Below are 14,465 nucleotides of genomic sequence, written 5' to 3'. Positions count from 1 at the left end.
TGTCCCGCTCTCCCGAGGCTTCTTCCATGAACATGATCTCCGCATCCGCGGCGGCATCCGCCACCGCGCCGCTTTCGCTTGTCCCTTGCACCGACATTACTGCCGCCGTCTTCGCCGCGGCGCAGATCCTCGTGCCTCATATCGAACGCGGCCAGCGCGTCGATGCCGCCATGCTGCGCGGGGCGATGGAGGCTGCCTTCGGCGCCTCCGACGCGACCGGCCCGTGGAGCTGGAAAACCGCCTACGAAGCCTGCGAGGCGGCAACCGTTCTTTTCCTGCGCAAATACGGCAAGGCGCTTTTCCGTAAATCCACTTCTCCGGCAGCAGTCCTGCCGCAGCTCGCCAAGATCGCCGGCCTCCTACCCACGCATACGCGCCGCTCGGAGGAATCCCAGTCCTACCAGCAATTCTCGACGCCGATCTCGCTCGGCCTTGCGGCCGTGACGGCGGCGGCGATCACTCCGGCCGACCGCGTGCTGGAGCCGTCGGCCGGCACCGGGCTTCTCGCCATCCTGGCCGAGATCGCCGGAGGCTCGCTCGTTCTCAACGAACTCGCCGAAACCCGCGCCGGTCTCCTGTCTCTTCTCTTTCCGGCCCTGTCCGTCTCCCGCTTCGACGCAGCCCAGATCGACGATCATCTCGACACCGGCATTCTGCCATCCGTCGTGCTGATGAACCCGCCGTTCTCGGTCATGGCGAATGTTGAAGGCCGGATGGCTGACGCCGCCTTCCGCCATGTCGCCTCGGCGCTCGCGCGCCTTGCTCCCGGCGGCCGTCTAGTCGCCGTCACCGGCGCCAACTTCGCGCCCGAAGCGCCGGCCTGGTCCGCAGCCTATGGTCGGCTGCAGGAACGCGGTCGCGTTGTGTTCTCCGCCGCGATCGACGGTTCGGTCTACGCGAAGCACGGCACGACCTTTCCGACGCGCCTGACCGTCATCGACAAGGTGCCGGCGGAAGACCCGTCCATATTCCCAGCCGCGCCGGGCGTCGCGCGGGATGTGGCCACTTTGCTTGGATGGCTAGCCGAGCATCTCCCGGCACGCCTGCCGGTCGATCCGACCGTCTCCGTGCCTGTGGCTGCACCTCGCACCGTCCGCGCCTATGTCAACCGGGCGGCCAGGGCCGCGCCGGTCGTGGCACATGCCGAGCCGGAGGGCACTCCGCTCGACTACGAAACCGTCGACTGGAAGCCGGCGGATGCCGGTCGCCTTTCCGATGCGATCTATGAGGAATACGGCCTCCAGACCATCCGGATTTCCGGGGCTCAGGCACATCCGACCCAGCTTGTGCAGTCGGCGGCCATGGCGAGCGTCGCCCCGCCGAAGCCGAGCTATCGCCCGACGCTGCCGGCGAACGTCGTCGAACTCCTGTCCGATGCGCAGCTCGAAACGGTGATCTATGCCGGCGAGGCGCATTCTGATTTCCTCGCCGGTGCGTGGACGGTGGACGACACCCTCGACAAGCTGACCGCTGTATCTGAGGACGCCAAGGATGCCGTCCGGCTACGCCAGGGCTTTATGATCGGCGACGGCACCGGCGTCGGCAAGGGCCGGGAATCGGCTGCGATCATCCTCGACAACTGGCTTCAGGGACGACGCAAGGCGGTCTGGATCTCGAAGTCCGACAAGCTGATCGAAGATGCGCAACGCGACTGGGGTGCGCTCGGCATGGAGCGTCTGCTGGTCACACCGCTGTCGCGGTTCCCGCAGGGCAAGCCGATCACGCTGAGCGAGGGCGTCCTATTTTTAACCTATGCCACGCTGCGCTCCGATGACCGTGGTGAGAGGGTTTTGCGGGTCAAGCAAATCGTCGAATGGTTGGGCTCCGACTTCGATGGAGTGATCGTTTTCGACGAGGCGCATGCCATGCAGAACGCCGCTGGGGGCAAGGGAGAACGCGGTGACGTCGCAGCATCGCAGCAGGGCCGCGCCGGCCTGCGCCTCCAGCACGCGCTTCCGAATGCCCGCGTCGTCTATGTCTCCGCCACCGGCGCGACCACCGTTCACAATCTCGCTTATGCGCAGCGGCTCGGCCTGTGGGGCGGCGAGGACTTTCCGTTCGCCACCCGCGCCGAGTTCGTCGAGGCGATCGAGGCCGGCGGCGTGGCGGCGATGGAGGTGCTTGCCCGCGATCTTCGCGCCCTTGGCCTCTACACCGCCCGCTCGCTCTCCTTCGCCGGCGTCGAATACGAACTGGTCGAGCATGAGCTGACGCCCGAGCAGGTCCGCATCTACGATGCCTATGCCGGCGCCTTTGCCATCATCCATAACAATCTGGATGCGGCGATGCAGGCCGCGAATATCACCGGCGGCGGCGAAGGCGGCTCCGGCACGCTGAACAGGCAGGCGAAATCCGCCGCCCGTTCGGCCTTCGAAAGCGCCAAGCAGCGCTTCTTCGGCCATTTGTTGTGCAGCATGAAAGCGCCGACCCTGCTGCGCTCGATTGCTGCCGATCTGGAGGCGGGCCATTCGGCCGTCATCCAGATCGTGTCGACCGGCGAGGCGCTGATGGAACGGCGGCTGGCGGAACTGCCGACCGAGGAGTGGAACGACGTGCGCGTCGACATCACGCCGCGCGAGTACGTTCTCGACTATCTTGCCCATTCCTTCCCGGTGCAGCTTTACGAGCCCTTCACCGATAGCGAGGGCAACCTGTCGTCGCGGCCCGTCTATCGCGACGGCCAGCCGGTCGAAAGCCGCGAAGCCGCCTCGCGCCGCGATGCACTCATCGCAAAGCTCGTCAGCTTGCCGCCGGTTCCCGGCGCCCTCGACCAGCTCGTCCAGCATTTCGGCACGGATATGGTTGCCGAGGTGACGGGCCGGTCGCGACGCATCGTGCGCAAGCGCGGCGGCAGCGTCACCATCGATCGGCTCGTGGTCGAGACGCGCACCGGCGCCGCCAATCTTTCCGAGACGCAAGCCTTCATGGACGACCAGAAGCGCGTCCTCATCTTCTCGGACGCCGGCGGCACCGGCCGCAGCTACCATGCGGAGAAGTCGGCGAAGAACGCGCGGCTACGCGTCCACTATCTGCTCGAGGCGGGATGGAAAGCCGACACCGCCATTCAGGGGCTCGGCCGAACGCACCGCACCAATCAGGCGCAGCCGCCGCTCTTCCGGCCGATTTCGACGAATGTGAAGGCGGAAAAGCGCTTTCTCAGCACCATTGCCCGCCGCCTCGACACGCTGGGCGCGATCACGCGCGGCCAGCGCCAGACCGGCGGCCAAGGGCTGTTCCGCCCCGAGGACAATCTGGAGAGCCACTACGCCCGCGACGCTCTCCGCCAGCTCTACATGCTGCTGGTGCGCGGCAAGGTCGAAGGCTGCTCGCTCCAGCGCTTCGAGGAAGCCACCGGTCTGAAGCTGATGGACTCGACCGGCATCAAGGACGAGCTGCCGCCGATCACGACATTTCTCAACCGGCTGCTCGCGCTCACCATCGAGCTTCAGGGCATCCTCTTCACAGCCTTCGAGCAGCTCCTGACCGCCCGCATCGAGGGTGCGATTGCGTCAGGCACCTATGACGCCGGGCTGGAAACGCTGCGCGCGGAAAGCTTCGTCGTCGTCGATCGCCAGACGATCTACACCCATCCGCGCACCGGTGCGGAAACCAGCCTGCTGACGATCAACGAGCGCAGGCGCAACCGGCCGGTGACGCTCGACGCCGTGCTGGCCGAACTCGGCGATCCGCGCGCGAAGCTTCTCGTCAACGAGCGCTCGGGGCGCGCTGCCGTTCAGATCCCGGCCAGCAGCATCATGCTCGACGATGGCGAGATCGAGCGCCGCGTCCGGCTGATCCGGCCGACGGAGGCGCACAATATCCCGGTGAGGATGATGGGGGAGACCCATTGGGTCGAAGCTGATCGGGAGACCTTCGCGTCGGCCTGGAACGCCGAGATCGCCGACGTGCCGGAATTCACCGATGCGACGCTTCACATGGTCACGGGCTTGCTTCTGCCCATCTGGAAGCGGTTGCCGAACGATTCGACCCGCGTCTACCGGCTCCAGACCGACGATGGCGAGCGCATCATCGGCCGCAAGGTCTCGCCTGCCTGGGCCGCGAATGCGACCGCAACCGGCGCGGCCGCGATCACGCCGGATGATGCGTTCACCGCCCTGATGGACGGCCGCACCATCCTCGACCTCGCTGAAGGACTTCAGCTTCGCCGTGTCCGCGTCATGGGCGCGTACCGCATCGAGCTGTCCGGCTTCGACGACACGATGCGCGAGAGCCTCACGGCCTACGGCCTGTTCCACGAGATCATCTCGTGGAAGCTGCGCATGTTCGTGCCGATCGATGCCAATGGCCCGGCGGTTCTCGCCAGGGTGCTCGACCGCTGGCCGATCGAGCGCATCGGCGAGAAGGAGGCAGCGTGATGGCCCGTCACGACGCTTCCGAACTGGCATCCCGTCTCGGACGCAATGCCGAGGCGGTATGCCGCCACTACCTGTCGTCCGGCCACCGCGCTGGACGATACTGGGTCGTCGGGAACGTTCAGAACAGCCCCGGCCGCTCGATGTTCGTGCGGTTGACCGGGCCGGAATCCGGCAAGGGAGCTGCCGGAAAATGGACCGACGCATCGACCGGCGAGCATGGCGATCTCCTCGACGTCATCCGCGAAACGCTCGACCTCATCGACTTCAAGGACGTAGCCGAGGAAGCGCGCCGCTTCCTCGCTCTCCCGCATCCCGAACCGAAGAAGACGAGGACTCCGACCGGCAGGACGTCGAACATCGCTGTTTCGCCCGAAGCGTCGCGGCGGCTTTTCGCCATGTCGCAGCCGATCGGCGGCACACTCGCGGAAATCTACCTCAACGGACGGGCGATCACCTCCCTCGCGGGAACCACCGCGCTACGCTACCAGCCGCGATGCTACTATAAGCCGGACGAGCATTCGCCCACCGAGATCTGGCCGGCGATCGTCGCTTCCGTCACCGATCTTCACGGCAACCAGACCGGCGCCCACCGCACCTGGCTTGCCCCGGACGGTTCGGGCAAGGCGCCGGTCGAGTCACCGCGGCGGGCGATGGGCGACCTTCTCGGCCACGGCGTCCGTTTCGGCGTTGCCGGTGAGGTGCTCGCGGCCGGCGAAGGCATCGAGACCGTGCTGTCACCCCGTCAGGTTCTGCCCCACATGCCGATGATGGCGGCGCTCTCCGCGGCTCACCTCGCTGCCATCCTGTTCCCGGCGACGCTGCGCAGGCTCTATGTCCTCAGAGATCGCGACCCGGCCGGGGACGGCGCAAGAGACAGCCTGGTCGCCAGAGCAAGGAGCGTCGGGATCGAGGCGATTTCGGTGTCGCCCACGCGTGAGGACTTCAACGAAGATCTGCGCTGGCGCGGCATCGACGCCCTCCGGGCGACCCTGATGGAGCAGCTTCATCCTGATGACGTCCGCCGTTTCGTGGAAGGGTGAGGGATCGGCGGGAAACAAGGCGCGGTCGAGGCGTCTCCACCTGCCGTCTCCATTCATTATCGGGAGATCCTTTGAAGTCGGAGTGAGCGGCGCCCACGGCCTTCTGAGAGGGCGATCGGCCCACAAACGGTCCGGACAGGCAATGGCCGCGTTCGGGCTATTTTCCGCCGGCGGGGGCGAGCCCCACCTTTGCATCGCGAAAGACAAAATAGCCCGAACCCGGCCATCGGAGCCCTCGCGAGGGCGCGAGGGTGCCAGTCCAGTCCGCCCATGGGCTTCCGACGCCTGCGAAGGCCGCGATGGACGCGGTCTCCAGACAAAGGACGCTCCCGATGACAAACGAAGACGAAAATGCAGGCTTCGAGCCGATGCACACCTCGTCCCCCACCGATCATCTCCTCACCGAACTCCAGCTCTATGGCTGGCGGCCATATCAGGACGAACCTGATCCGAGGCCGCTCCCGGAGGGCAACGCCGTCGCCGCCGCTGTCGCAGATATCTTCGACGCCCTCGTCGCGACGCTCGGCGACACCCGCCTCGAACCCGACCTCGACGAATTGCTCTGGGGAACCGTCAATCTCTTTCACCGCGCCGCGAGCCGGGTCGAACGCGATCTCGACGACAACGAGCAGGCGCAGCGCCGCCTCCAGCGTGAACAGGACGGCAGCGAGGTGAAGTCGGTCGAGCTGGAGCGCCTCACGGCAGAAGGTCAGACCCTGATTGAGCGGCGCAACAGCATGGAACTCTTCCGCGACGTCGCCTCGGAAGCCTTCGAGCACCACACCGGCAGCGCCTGGCGACCCCGTACCGGCTCGATGGTCAACCATCGCAATCTCACCGCCGCGATGATCGACAGCCGCGATTTCCTCGCCGCGAAACACCGGGCCGAGACCGAGGTGATGCTGCCCGCCGGTCCCAAGGTTGCCTTGACCGGAGGCGCCGACTTCAATGATCACCGCCTGATCTGGGCAAAGCTCGATCAGGTCCATGCAAAACACCCCGACATGGTGCTGATGCACGGCGGCACGCCGAAGGGCGCTGAACTGATCGCCTCCCGCTGGGCAGATAGCCGCAAGGTGGCTCAGGTCGCCTTCCGGCCCGACTGGACGAAGCACGGCAAGGCCGCGCCCTTCAAGCGCAACGACGCGATGCTCGACGTCCTGCCGGTCGGTATCCTCGTCTTCCCCGGCACCGGCATTCAGGAGAATCTTGCGGACAAGGCTCGCAAGCTCGGCATCCCGGTCATGAAGTTCGACGGCGGCGCGTAAGCGCCGCCTCTGGCTGTTCCAGCCGCCAATACTTGACTATCGGAGAGGTTGACGGCTCTTATGAAACATCCTTGCAGAACCGGAACAGTAGCATAGTCGCAGGCGGAGCGTATCTACAGGCAGCCTGTCGTGATCCTCAACCGATCATGTGGAGGCTTCCATGTCGCTCATCCTGCTCGCCATCTCTTTAACGATCGCGTTCTGCATCTTTGCCTACAATCTTGCGATCTACGCTTTACCGTTCATGGTTGGGCTGTCCGCTGCCCAATATACCTGGGGCGCCGGAGGTGGCATCCTCCTGTCGGGACTGGCCGCCATCGGCGCGGCGTTGGTTTCGATCGGCCTGGTCATCGCAGTTCTCGGCTTCGCCAGGAATCCGGCTCTGCGGCTGATCGCTCTCGCCGTCTTTGCCGTACCGGCCGTCATCGCCGGATATGCGCTCATCCACGGCGTAGCGAAGAACGCCATCGATCCCGGCCTGATGCTCTACTTGCTTTCCGGCAGCGCCGGCCTGTTCATCGGCATCGCGGCAATGATCAATCTGAATGCCCTCGGCGTGTCCTTGTTTTCACGCTGATCGGGCAGCGCGATCGGGCGCAAACTGAAAAACCCGGCGGCTCGCGCCGCCAACCCCGGTTCCCCCAACAAAAGGCTGTAGCGCCGCCGCTGCGCTTTGCATCCTCCGCCTCCAGTCTACTTCGCCCGGCCGAGGATGTCGGTCATCGGCGCCAGATCCGCGGATCGTGGGCTGTCAATGCTCGCTGCGACCTCCACTTCCTGTAGTGAATGCGAACGCAAAAACCGCACATGCCTTTTCGCAAATCGTCTGGATCGCGCCTTCCACCGCCGAAACGGCGACACGGTGCTGTTCCATGCCTCGGAACCCGATAGCCGCACCATTCTCGTCCCGCCCAGCCTGTCCGGGAGATGACGCGGGGTGGCCGGAAGGGGAGAAGGTCGGGAGTCGCCCCGAACTGCGCAGGTCCGTGAGCCTGCCTGGTCGCTGTTACCGGCAAGGACGATGGTTCTGCTGCGCGTCCCCGTATTCATGCTTTCAAAGGCACCAATCCCTCCGACTGACTGATCCCCTAAGTCCGTTCTGTTTCCTCCAGCAACCCCGGCGGCTCCCAGCCGTGTTGCCGCGCAAGCGCGACTGCCCGCCCCACCTGGGGCCTTAGGGGCAAGCTGCCGAAAGGTTCGGCAGTTGCGGGAGTCTCCCGACGGCCTTGGCCGGGTCTCGTCGGAGGGATGGTCCCTCCGAGAAGCAACGGAGACTTACAATGCAGAACATCGTCATTCTCGCCGGCAACATCGGTCAGGCCCCCGAAACCCGCACCACCCAGGGCGGCACCCGAATCACCCACTTCACGCTGGCCACCTCGCGCCCCCGCTACTCGGACGGCAAGGTTGTCCGGGACGAAAGGGGCTACCGGGTCCAGGATACGGAATGGCACCGCATCACCGCCTTCAACGGCCTCGGCAAGACGATCCAGGAGTATTGCGAGAAGGGAATGAAGGTTCTGGTTCGCGGCCGCATTCACTACACGAAGTGGACGGACCAGCAGGGCAACGACCGCTACGGATGCGAGATCATCGCCGAGACGGTCGACTTCCTGAGCCGGGCGAAGCAGACCGAAAGCGAGGACGGCAAGTTCATCGACGACGATGACATCCCGTTCTGAGCGGGAAACCGGAAGCCCGGCGGCGCGAGCCGCCGGGTTTTTACGCCTAATCACGGCGGAAACATCTGGCCACCGGCCGCCCGACGGGCGGCAGCTATTCGCGGCGACCGAATCAGCCGTCATTCAAAGAGCTGTTTGTACAGCCAATCAGCCATTTCATGCTGGCGAACAGAGTGAAGAACGACTAAAATAGTCGTAGTTCTGGAGTGCGCGTAGGTCCGAGTGGGAGGTGATCATGCATGATCACCGCCCGACAATCACGGGCCGCACGCGCGTTGCTGGGTTGGACGCAGGAGACGCTCGCTGACAAGGCCCGAGTAGCACTGACCGCATTGAAGCGCCTCGAATCCGAAAACGGCCTCGAGGTGTTCGAATCGACGCGCGATCAGGTGCGCCGGACGCTCGAATCGGCTGGGATCGTTCTGCTCTCGACGGACAAGGGCGAAGGGGTGTTGCTCCTGCACGACAGGATCGACTCTCCCCGCCGGTAGGGCGGGACACCGAAATTACCAAATCCTTGTCAAGAAAAGAGTCTATCTCCTGCGGTAAGATAGTTAACGAACGTAATGCGCGTGACTATGGTGGCTTGATGGGACAGGCGACAGACACCTTTCTGGACGAACCACCGTTCAGCGAAACGCTTACATCTTATGATCGCGAGCACATGAAACTCTACATGCGGCTGCTCGATGCCGACCGCGATGGCGCAGACTGGCGCGAGGCGGTTCATGTCCTCTTTGGCCTTGACCCCGACCGCGATCCCAAGCGCTGCCGCTCGATTCATGATGCACATCTCGCACGTGCCCGCTGGATGACCGAACACGGCTATCGCCAACTGGTTCGTGAAAGCCAGCGCGGGCCTCTATAGTGATGCGCAGGGCGCATCACCTGTTGAGGCGCGACTGACTTCCGCAGATCAACCCAAACGGGAATCGTGATCTTCCCAAAGACTTAGACAGATACTTGGGAGTATCGGCGATGACACCTGATGCATCGACCTGGCGTTCTTCGGAATATGACCATCTGGATAAGCTGACCGCGTCCGATCTGGCTTGGGAATGGCTCCGCCGTAACGACGCCTACGACGCGGATTTTGAGGCTTCGGCCTCCGCTCGCGAAGTGCCCGAACCACCGACCGAGCGAATCCGACAGCGGTGGGGGTTGCGATTTCCCGGTCGATCCCCTGATACCGCCGCCGGAAGCTCCGGTTTTCTGGCTCCCGCAGGAGGATACAAGCATTATCGTGCTGACCGAGGCGCCGCTTGATCTTGGCTCACGCATCTCAAGCGTTTTCCCCGAACCATGGCGACGCGATCCGCCATTGGCAGATGACGACGCGGCGTTTCGCTTCGGTCTCGCGAACGGGCAATCGCTCCAGATCATTGACCGCGCCATTGACGGGCACACGCCTTCTGTTGCCGCGATCCCTCTCGGCATTGAGGGCTTCGACCGGATCGAAGCCGTGTATCGCCTTCTCTCGGCTTTGCACGGCCGGGCCATTCCCCCCGACACGCGGCTGACGCGACAGATGCGCTCCCGCCAGCGCCGAATGCTGCGTGCCTTTGACGGATACCGGGCCGGCGCGACGCAGCAGGAAATCGCCGAGGTCATCTTCAGTATCGATCGTCTCGACCGCGACGCATGGCAGGCGTCGGAGGCCCGTCACAAGATCAAGACCCTTCTGCGCGATGCTAAAGCCATGATCGCGGGCGGATATCGAAAACTCCTTCGTCATCGCCGACGACCCTAGCGCGGTCTCGCCCCCTTTGTGGCGGGCGAATTTGATGCCCCCTAACTTCGCCCTGCAACTCGCCGGCTCTCCTCCGCCACCGTGGTCGTTGTCCGCCGCTGATCCGCGACGGCTCTCACCGACACCACGGAGGCTCGATCCATGCCACATGATCCCGTCGTTCTCCCGCCGCGCTTCCTGCGCACCAAGGAAGCCGCCGAGTTTCTCAGCCTTTCGGCGCGCACCCTCGAAAAGCACCGGACCTACGGAACAGGCCCGGCCTATCGCAAGCTCGGCGGCCGCGTCGTCTATGCCATCGACGATCTCGAAACCTGGGCCGCTCGCGGCGCGGTGACGTCGACATCTGATCCGCGCGGCTCCGTGCTGCCGGCGAAGCGCCACGTCATTCACTCCGGGCCGCAGCTCGGCCGCTACGCACGCTGACCGCGGCCGGCTTTCTTCATGGCGGTGCGGCGTCGATCCCTTTCGGAGCGCGGGCAGCTCGATCTGTTCCGCGCGCTTCCCGGCGACTTCGCGCCACGAGACGCGCAGGATCTCATGGCCTATCCCTTCTTCTCCCTATCCAAGACCCATCGCGTTGCTCCGATCGATTTCGTCGCCGGCAACGTGACGATCCGGGTCGAGGCGGTCCCCGATCATGGCATGGCCACGATCTGGGACGCCGACATCCTGATCTGGGCGGCGAGCCAGATCGTCGAAGCCCGCGATAACGGGCTTCGCACCTCGCGGCTGATGGCCGCCACGCCCTACGAAATCCTCACCTATGTCGGCCGGGGCACCAGCTCGCGCGACTATCAGCGCCTGAAAGCCGCCCTCGACCGCCTGCAATCGACCACTGTTTCCACCTCGATCCGACAGCCTGCCGAAGGCCGCCGTCATCGCTTCTCGTGGATCAACGAGTGGCAGGAACGCACTGACCGCAACGGCCGCCCCGAGGGCATCGAGCTGATCGTGCCGGACTGGTTCTACCAGGCCGTCCTCGATGACGCGCTCGTGCTCACGATCGACCGGACCTATTTCGATCTGACCGGCGGCCTAGACCGCTGGCTTTACCGCCTGGTGCGCAAGCACGGCGGCCGCCAGCGCGATGGATGGCGCTTCGACTTCCGTCACCTTCACCAGAAATCCGGCAGCCTGTCGCCGTTCAAACGCTTCGCCTTCGAGCTGCGCGACATCATCCGGCGTCAGCCGCTGCCCGGCTACAGGCTCTTTCTCGAAGCCGAGATCGGTGGGCGCCTGCTGCTCGCCTTCGAGCCGTCTCCGGCCTGTGGACAACCTGTGGATAGCCTCGTGCTATCGGGAACCCGGACTATCGTGCTATCGGGAACCCGAGGCTCGTGCTATCAGGAACCCAAACAGGGTTTAACGCACGGAAACTCCACACGAAATCGCGCCCTTAACTTAGAGTCTAACAAAGACTCTAACCTTAAAGCGCGCGCGCGCGATGTGGAAAACCTCATCCGCGACGCCGCGAGAAGCCTCAGCGCTACCGCCAGGAAGAGCGCGCCAAGCGCGCCAGCCGAGCCGCCACAGACGGCTACAAGCCGCCCCGGTGGGGCCTCTCCATCCACTGATCCCGATACGTCCCGTCTTCCTCTCGATCCACCGGGAGGACGCCGATGATCGTCGCGCTTCTCAACCAGAAAGGCGGCGTCGGTAAGACGACGCTCGCGCTGCATCTCGCCGGCGAACTGGCGATGCGCGGCAAGCGCGTGACCCTGATCGACGCCGACCCGCAGGGCTCGGCGCTCGACTGGTCGCAGCAGCGCTCGCGCGAGAACCTGCCACGCGCCTTTGGCGTCGTCGGCCTGGCACGCGACACGCTGCATCGCGAGGCACCCGAACTCGCGCGAGACGTCGATCACGTTGTCATCGATGGCCCGCCGCGTGTCGCCGGCCTCATGCGCTCCGCGCTGCTCGCCGCCGACCTCGTGCTGATCCCGGTGCAGCCGTCACCGCTCGACGGCTGGGCCTCCGCCGAGATGCTGGCGCTCCTGGCGGAGGCGCGCATCTACCGGCCCCAGCTCACCGCCCGTTTCGTGCTGAACAGCTGCGGCGCCCGCACCGTCATCGCTCGCGAGACGGCCGAGACCCTGGCTGATCACGATCCGCCAGTGCTCGCCACAACGATCGGCCAGCGCGTCGTCTTCGCCGACGCCGCGCAGACCGGGCGGCTCGCGTCAGACATCGACCGGCGTTCGCCCGCCGCGCGCGAGATCGCGGCACTGGCGGCCGAGGTCGAGCGTCTCGGCATCGGGAGGACCGCGACATGACGGTTCTCCCCGAAATCATATTGTCCGGAGACTGCCGCGATCGCATGCCGGCGCGGGGCCCGTTCGACATGATCCTCGCCGATCCCCCTTACGGGGAGACATCGCTCGCCTGGGATCGCCGCGTCGAGGGCTGGCTGGCGCTCGCGCGCGGCGCGCTTGCCCCGACCGGCTCGATGTGGGTCTTCGGTTCGCTGCGCAGCTTCATGGCAACCGCCGACCGCTTCGCCGACGCCGGCCTGCGGCTCGCCCAGGAGATCGTCTGGGAGAAGCAGAACGGCACCGGCTTCCATGCGGACCGCTTCAAGCGGGTGCATGAACTGGCCGTTCAATTCTACCCCGCCGAGACGCCATGGCGCGCGATCTACAACGACCCACAAACCACGCCCGACGCGACGGCCCGCACCGTGCGGCGCAAGCAGCGTCCGCCCCATACCGGCCAGATCGACGCTGGCCACTATGTCAGCCACGACGGCGGGCCGCGCCTCATGCGCTCGGTCATCTACCTGCGCAACTGCCACGGCCGCGCGATCCACCCGACTGAAAAGCCGTCGGCGCTCCTCGAAATCCTGATCCGCACGAGCTGCCCGGAAGGCGGCCTGATCGGCGATTGGTTCGCCGGCTCCGGCTCCGCGGGCGAAGCCTGCCGGCTCTCTGGCCGCCGCTATATCGGCTGCGAGATAGACCCCACGATGGCCGACCGCGCCCGCGACCGCATCGCCACCGTGCTGCCGTTCCATGACGGAGGCGCGTCATGACGGCCCCCGCCGAAAAGCGCGGGTTCGCGCAACGTCCTGCCGATCCGGACGGCTGGATCAAGGCAGGCGACACGCCTCCGCCACGCAATGGTGCAGCCGTGACCTTCACGGCCCGGCTCACCATCGACATTACACCTGAGCTCCGCGGCCGGATCAAGATCGCCGCCTTCAGCCGCGGCGTCACCGTCGCCGACATGCTGCGCGAGCTGCTCGAGCGCGAATTCCCCGACACCCAAGGAGATACACCATGACCGGCAATGCGGCGCTCCGCATCGGCGGTCGTCTGTTGCCGGACGGTCCCGCCGCTTTCACCACGCTCGTCGAGCTCACCTGGATCGAAAAGCGCATCGAGAACTGGATCAGGTTCGGCCGCGAAAGCTACGAGCAGAAACTCGACCGCCGGCACAGGGTGGTCGGCTTCGCGCCCGGCACGGTCTTCTGCCTCGTTCGCTGGGCAGCGAACGAGTACGGAACGATCATCTCGCGCCTGGACATCGTCCGCGCGGTCGATCGCGGCGAGCCGTTCCAGACGCTGCCCTTCGTGCGTCCTGGCGGCGAAATCCTGCTGAAGGTCGAAAGCTGGCCCAAGGTCGAGGACGTGCTTCGCCATGTCGACGGCATCGAGGCCCTCGGCATCGATCCCGCCGACGCCGATCCCGATCACTGGCGGCACGTCGCGCACTGGATGAATGCCGGCGAGACGCCGCGCCCGTACACGGCCGAGCGCCACCAAGCCTGGCTCCGACGGCGGGAGTTCGGACGATGACGCGGCTCGGCTATCTCGCGGCGACATCCGTCGCCGTGCTCGGCATCGCCGCGGCCGGCGCCATGCCGGTGCCGCTGAAACTCATCTGGAATGCGACGGCGAGCGCGCCGATCGGCTTCTACACGATATCGCCGGCCGAGCGGATCGAAGTGCCGGATCTCGTCGCCGTCATGGCGCCGAAGCCGTTCGCCTCCTTCATGGTCGAACGCGGCTATGTCGCCCGCGACGTGCCGATCCTCAAGCACGTCGTTGGCCTGCCGGGTCAGCGCGTATGCCGCAACGGCCGCGCCGTCACGGTCGACGACGTTCCGCTTGGCGAGGCCCGCGACCGCGACAGCCCTGGCCGCGACCTGCCGGTCTGGCGGGGCTGCCGTGTCATCGCCGGCGACGAACTTTTCCTCATGAACCTCGAGGCCGCCGACAGCCTCGACGGTCGCTACTTCGGCCCATTCCCCGCCGCGGCGGTGATCGGCCGGGCCACCCCGCTTTTCACCGACGAGGACGGCGACGGCCACTTTGTCTGGCGCGCGCCGACGCGGTGAGCGCGCGCCCTTC

The 14,465-nt window shown here is 65.6% G+C and carries 16 protein-coding genes; all 16 read left to right on the top strand.

The window, feature by feature from the left end; all coding sequences use genetic code 11:
- Positions 1 to 26 precede the first annotated feature (26 nt).
- The 16 genes from CES85_RS20290 to CES85_RS20215 all read left to right on the top strand — a co-directional run bounded on the left by CES85_RS20290 (position 27) and on the right by CES85_RS20215 (position 14,452).
- Positions 27 to 4,376: a strawberry notch-like NTP hydrolase domain-containing protein gene (locus tag CES85_RS20290; protein WP_095447518.1), complete on the top strand. Its 4,350-nt coding sequence runs from the start codon at positions 27 to 29 to the stop codon at positions 4,374 to 4,376.
- Positions 4,376 to 5,416 (top strand): DUF7146 domain-containing protein, encoded by a 1,041-nt coding sequence (locus CES85_RS20285; RefSeq protein WP_075657401.1) that lies wholly within the window; start codon positions 4,376 to 4,378, stop codon positions 5,414 to 5,416. Before CES85_RS20290 ends, CES85_RS20285 begins: the two co-directional genes overlap by 1 nt.
- A gap of 332 nt (positions 5,417 to 5,748) precedes the next feature.
- Positions 5,749 to 6,684: a DUF2493 domain-containing protein gene (locus CES85_RS20280; RefSeq protein WP_075657402.1), complete on the top strand. Its 936-nt coding sequence runs from the start codon at positions 5,749 to 5,751 to the stop codon at positions 6,682 to 6,684.
- A gap of 160 nt (positions 6,685 to 6,844) precedes the next feature.
- Positions 6,845 to 7,261 (top strand): hypothetical protein, encoded by a 417-nt coding sequence (locus CES85_RS20275; RefSeq protein WP_075657403.1) that lies wholly within the window; start codon positions 6,845 to 6,847, stop codon positions 7,259 to 7,261.
- A gap of 703 nt (positions 7,262 to 7,964) precedes the next feature.
- Complete coding sequence (locus tag CES85_RS20270; RefSeq protein WP_075657404.1) at positions 7,965 to 8,366, top strand: single-stranded DNA-binding protein; 402 nt, start codon at positions 7,965 to 7,967, stop codon at positions 8,364 to 8,366.
- Between the two features lie 239 nt (positions 8,367 to 8,605).
- On the top strand, positions 8,606 to 8,857 hold the full coding sequence (locus CES85_RS20265; RefSeq protein WP_075657405.1) for a helix-turn-helix domain-containing protein: 252 nt from the start codon (positions 8,606 to 8,608) through the stop codon (positions 8,855 to 8,857).
- Between the two features lie 98 nt (positions 8,858 to 8,955).
- Positions 8,956 to 9,234, top strand: a complete 279-nt coding sequence (locus tag CES85_RS20260; RefSeq protein WP_075657406.1) for a DNA -binding domain-containing protein — start codon at positions 8,956 to 8,958, stop codon at positions 9,232 to 9,234.
- A 110-nt stretch (positions 9,235 to 9,344) separates the two neighbouring features.
- Positions 9,345 to 9,632, top strand: a complete 288-nt coding sequence (locus CES85_RS20255) for a transcriptional regulator domain-containing protein (protein WP_075657407.1) — start codon at positions 9,345 to 9,347, stop codon at positions 9,630 to 9,632.
- Positions 9,610 to 10,116 (top strand): DUF2285 domain-containing protein, encoded by a 507-nt coding sequence (locus CES85_RS20250; protein WP_235911234.1) that lies wholly within the window; start codon positions 9,610 to 9,612, stop codon positions 10,114 to 10,116. The genes CES85_RS20255 and CES85_RS20250 overlap by 23 nt, the downstream gene beginning before the upstream one ends.
- A 141-nt stretch (positions 10,117 to 10,257) precedes the next feature.
- Positions 10,258 to 10,539, top strand: coding sequence for a helix-turn-helix transcriptional regulator (locus CES85_RS20245; RefSeq protein ID WP_075657408.1), 282 nt, complete (start codon positions 10,258 to 10,260; stop codon positions 10,537 to 10,539).
- 18 nt (positions 10,540 to 10,557) lie between these two features.
- Positions 10,558 to 11,739, top strand: a complete 1,182-nt coding sequence (locus CES85_RS20240) for a replication initiator protein A (protein WP_075657409.1) — start codon at positions 10,558 to 10,560, stop codon at positions 11,737 to 11,739.
- A complete protein-coding gene (gene parA / locus CES85_RS20235; protein WP_075657410.1) occupies positions 11,736 to 12,389 on the top strand; it encodes a ParA family partition ATPase in 654 nt (217 codons plus the stop codon). Before CES85_RS20240 ends, parA begins: the two co-directional genes overlap by 4 nt.
- Positions 12,386 to 13,144 carry a DNA-methyltransferase gene (locus tag CES85_RS20230; protein WP_095447517.1) on the top strand — a complete coding sequence of 253 codons (759 nt, stop codon included), beginning with the start codon at positions 12,386 to 12,388 and terminating at the stop codon, positions 13,142 to 13,144. The genes parA and CES85_RS20230 overlap by 4 nt, the downstream gene beginning before the upstream one ends.
- Positions 13,141 to 13,395: a ribbon-helix-helix protein gene (locus CES85_RS20225; protein ID WP_075657412.1), complete on the top strand. Its 255-nt coding sequence runs from the start codon at positions 13,141 to 13,143 to the stop codon at positions 13,393 to 13,395. Before CES85_RS20230 ends, CES85_RS20225 begins: the two co-directional genes overlap by 4 nt.
- A complete protein-coding gene (locus tag CES85_RS20220) occupies positions 13,392 to 13,910 on the top strand; it encodes a DUF2840 domain-containing protein (RefSeq protein WP_075657413.1) in 519 nt (172 codons plus the stop codon). Before CES85_RS20225 ends, CES85_RS20220 begins: the two co-directional genes overlap by 4 nt.
- Positions 13,907 to 14,452, top strand: coding sequence for a S26 family signal peptidase (locus CES85_RS20215; RefSeq protein ID WP_095447516.1), 546 nt, complete (start codon positions 13,907 to 13,909; stop codon positions 14,450 to 14,452). The genes CES85_RS20220 and CES85_RS20215 overlap by 4 nt, the downstream gene beginning before the upstream one ends.
- Positions 14,453 to 14,465 lie beyond the last annotated feature (13 nt).

The organism is Ochrobactrum quorumnocens, assembly GCF_002278035.1.
GTDB lineage: Bacteria > Pseudomonadota > Alphaproteobacteria > Rhizobiales > Rhizobiaceae > Brucella > Brucella quorumnocens.
This window is presented reverse-complemented; position numbering and strand designations above follow the sequence as displayed.

Coding starts and splice junctions, on each gene's coding strand:
- CES85_RS20290 (WP_095447518.1), top strand. CDS start 27: ATGAACATGATCTCCGCATCCGCGGCGGCATCCGCCACCGCGCCGCTT.
- CES85_RS20285 (WP_075657401.1), top strand. CDS start 4,376: ATGGCCCGTCACGACGCTTCCGAACTGGCATCCCGTCTCGGACGCAAT.
- CES85_RS20280 (WP_075657402.1), top strand. CDS start 5,749: ATGACAAACGAAGACGAAAATGCAGGCTTCGAGCCGATGCACACCTCG.
- CES85_RS20275 (WP_075657403.1), top strand. CDS start 6,845: ATGTCGCTCATCCTGCTCGCCATCTCTTTAACGATCGCGTTCTGCATC.
- CES85_RS20270 (WP_075657404.1), top strand. CDS start 7,965: ATGCAGAACATCGTCATTCTCGCCGGCAACATCGGTCAGGCCCCCGAA.
- CES85_RS20265 (WP_075657405.1), top strand. CDS start 8,606: ATGATCACCGCCCGACAATCACGGGCCGCACGCGCGTTGCTGGGTTGG.
- CES85_RS20260 (WP_075657406.1), top strand. CDS start 8,956: ATGGGACAGGCGACAGACACCTTTCTGGACGAACCACCGTTCAGCGAA.
- CES85_RS20255 (WP_075657407.1), top strand. CDS start 9,345: ATGACACCTGATGCATCGACCTGGCGTTCTTCGGAATATGACCATCTG.
- CES85_RS20245 (WP_075657408.1), top strand. CDS start 10,258: ATGCCACATGATCCCGTCGTTCTCCCGCCGCGCTTCCTGCGCACCAAG.
- CES85_RS20240 (WP_075657409.1), top strand. CDS start 10,558: ATGGCGGTGCGGCGTCGATCCCTTTCGGAGCGCGGGCAGCTCGATCTG.
- parA (WP_075657410.1), top strand. CDS start 11,736: ATGATCGTCGCGCTTCTCAACCAGAAAGGCGGCGTCGGTAAGACGACG.
- CES85_RS20230 (WP_095447517.1), top strand. CDS start 12,386: ATGACGGTTCTCCCCGAAATCATATTGTCCGGAGACTGCCGCGATCGC.
- CES85_RS20225 (WP_075657412.1), top strand. CDS start 13,141: ATGACGGCCCCCGCCGAAAAGCGCGGGTTCGCGCAACGTCCTGCCGAT.
- CES85_RS20220 (WP_075657413.1), top strand. CDS start 13,392: ATGACCGGCAATGCGGCGCTCCGCATCGGCGGTCGTCTGTTGCCGGAC.
- CES85_RS20215 (WP_095447516.1), top strand. CDS start 13,907: ATGACGCGGCTCGGCTATCTCGCGGCGACATCCGTCGCCGTGCTCGGC.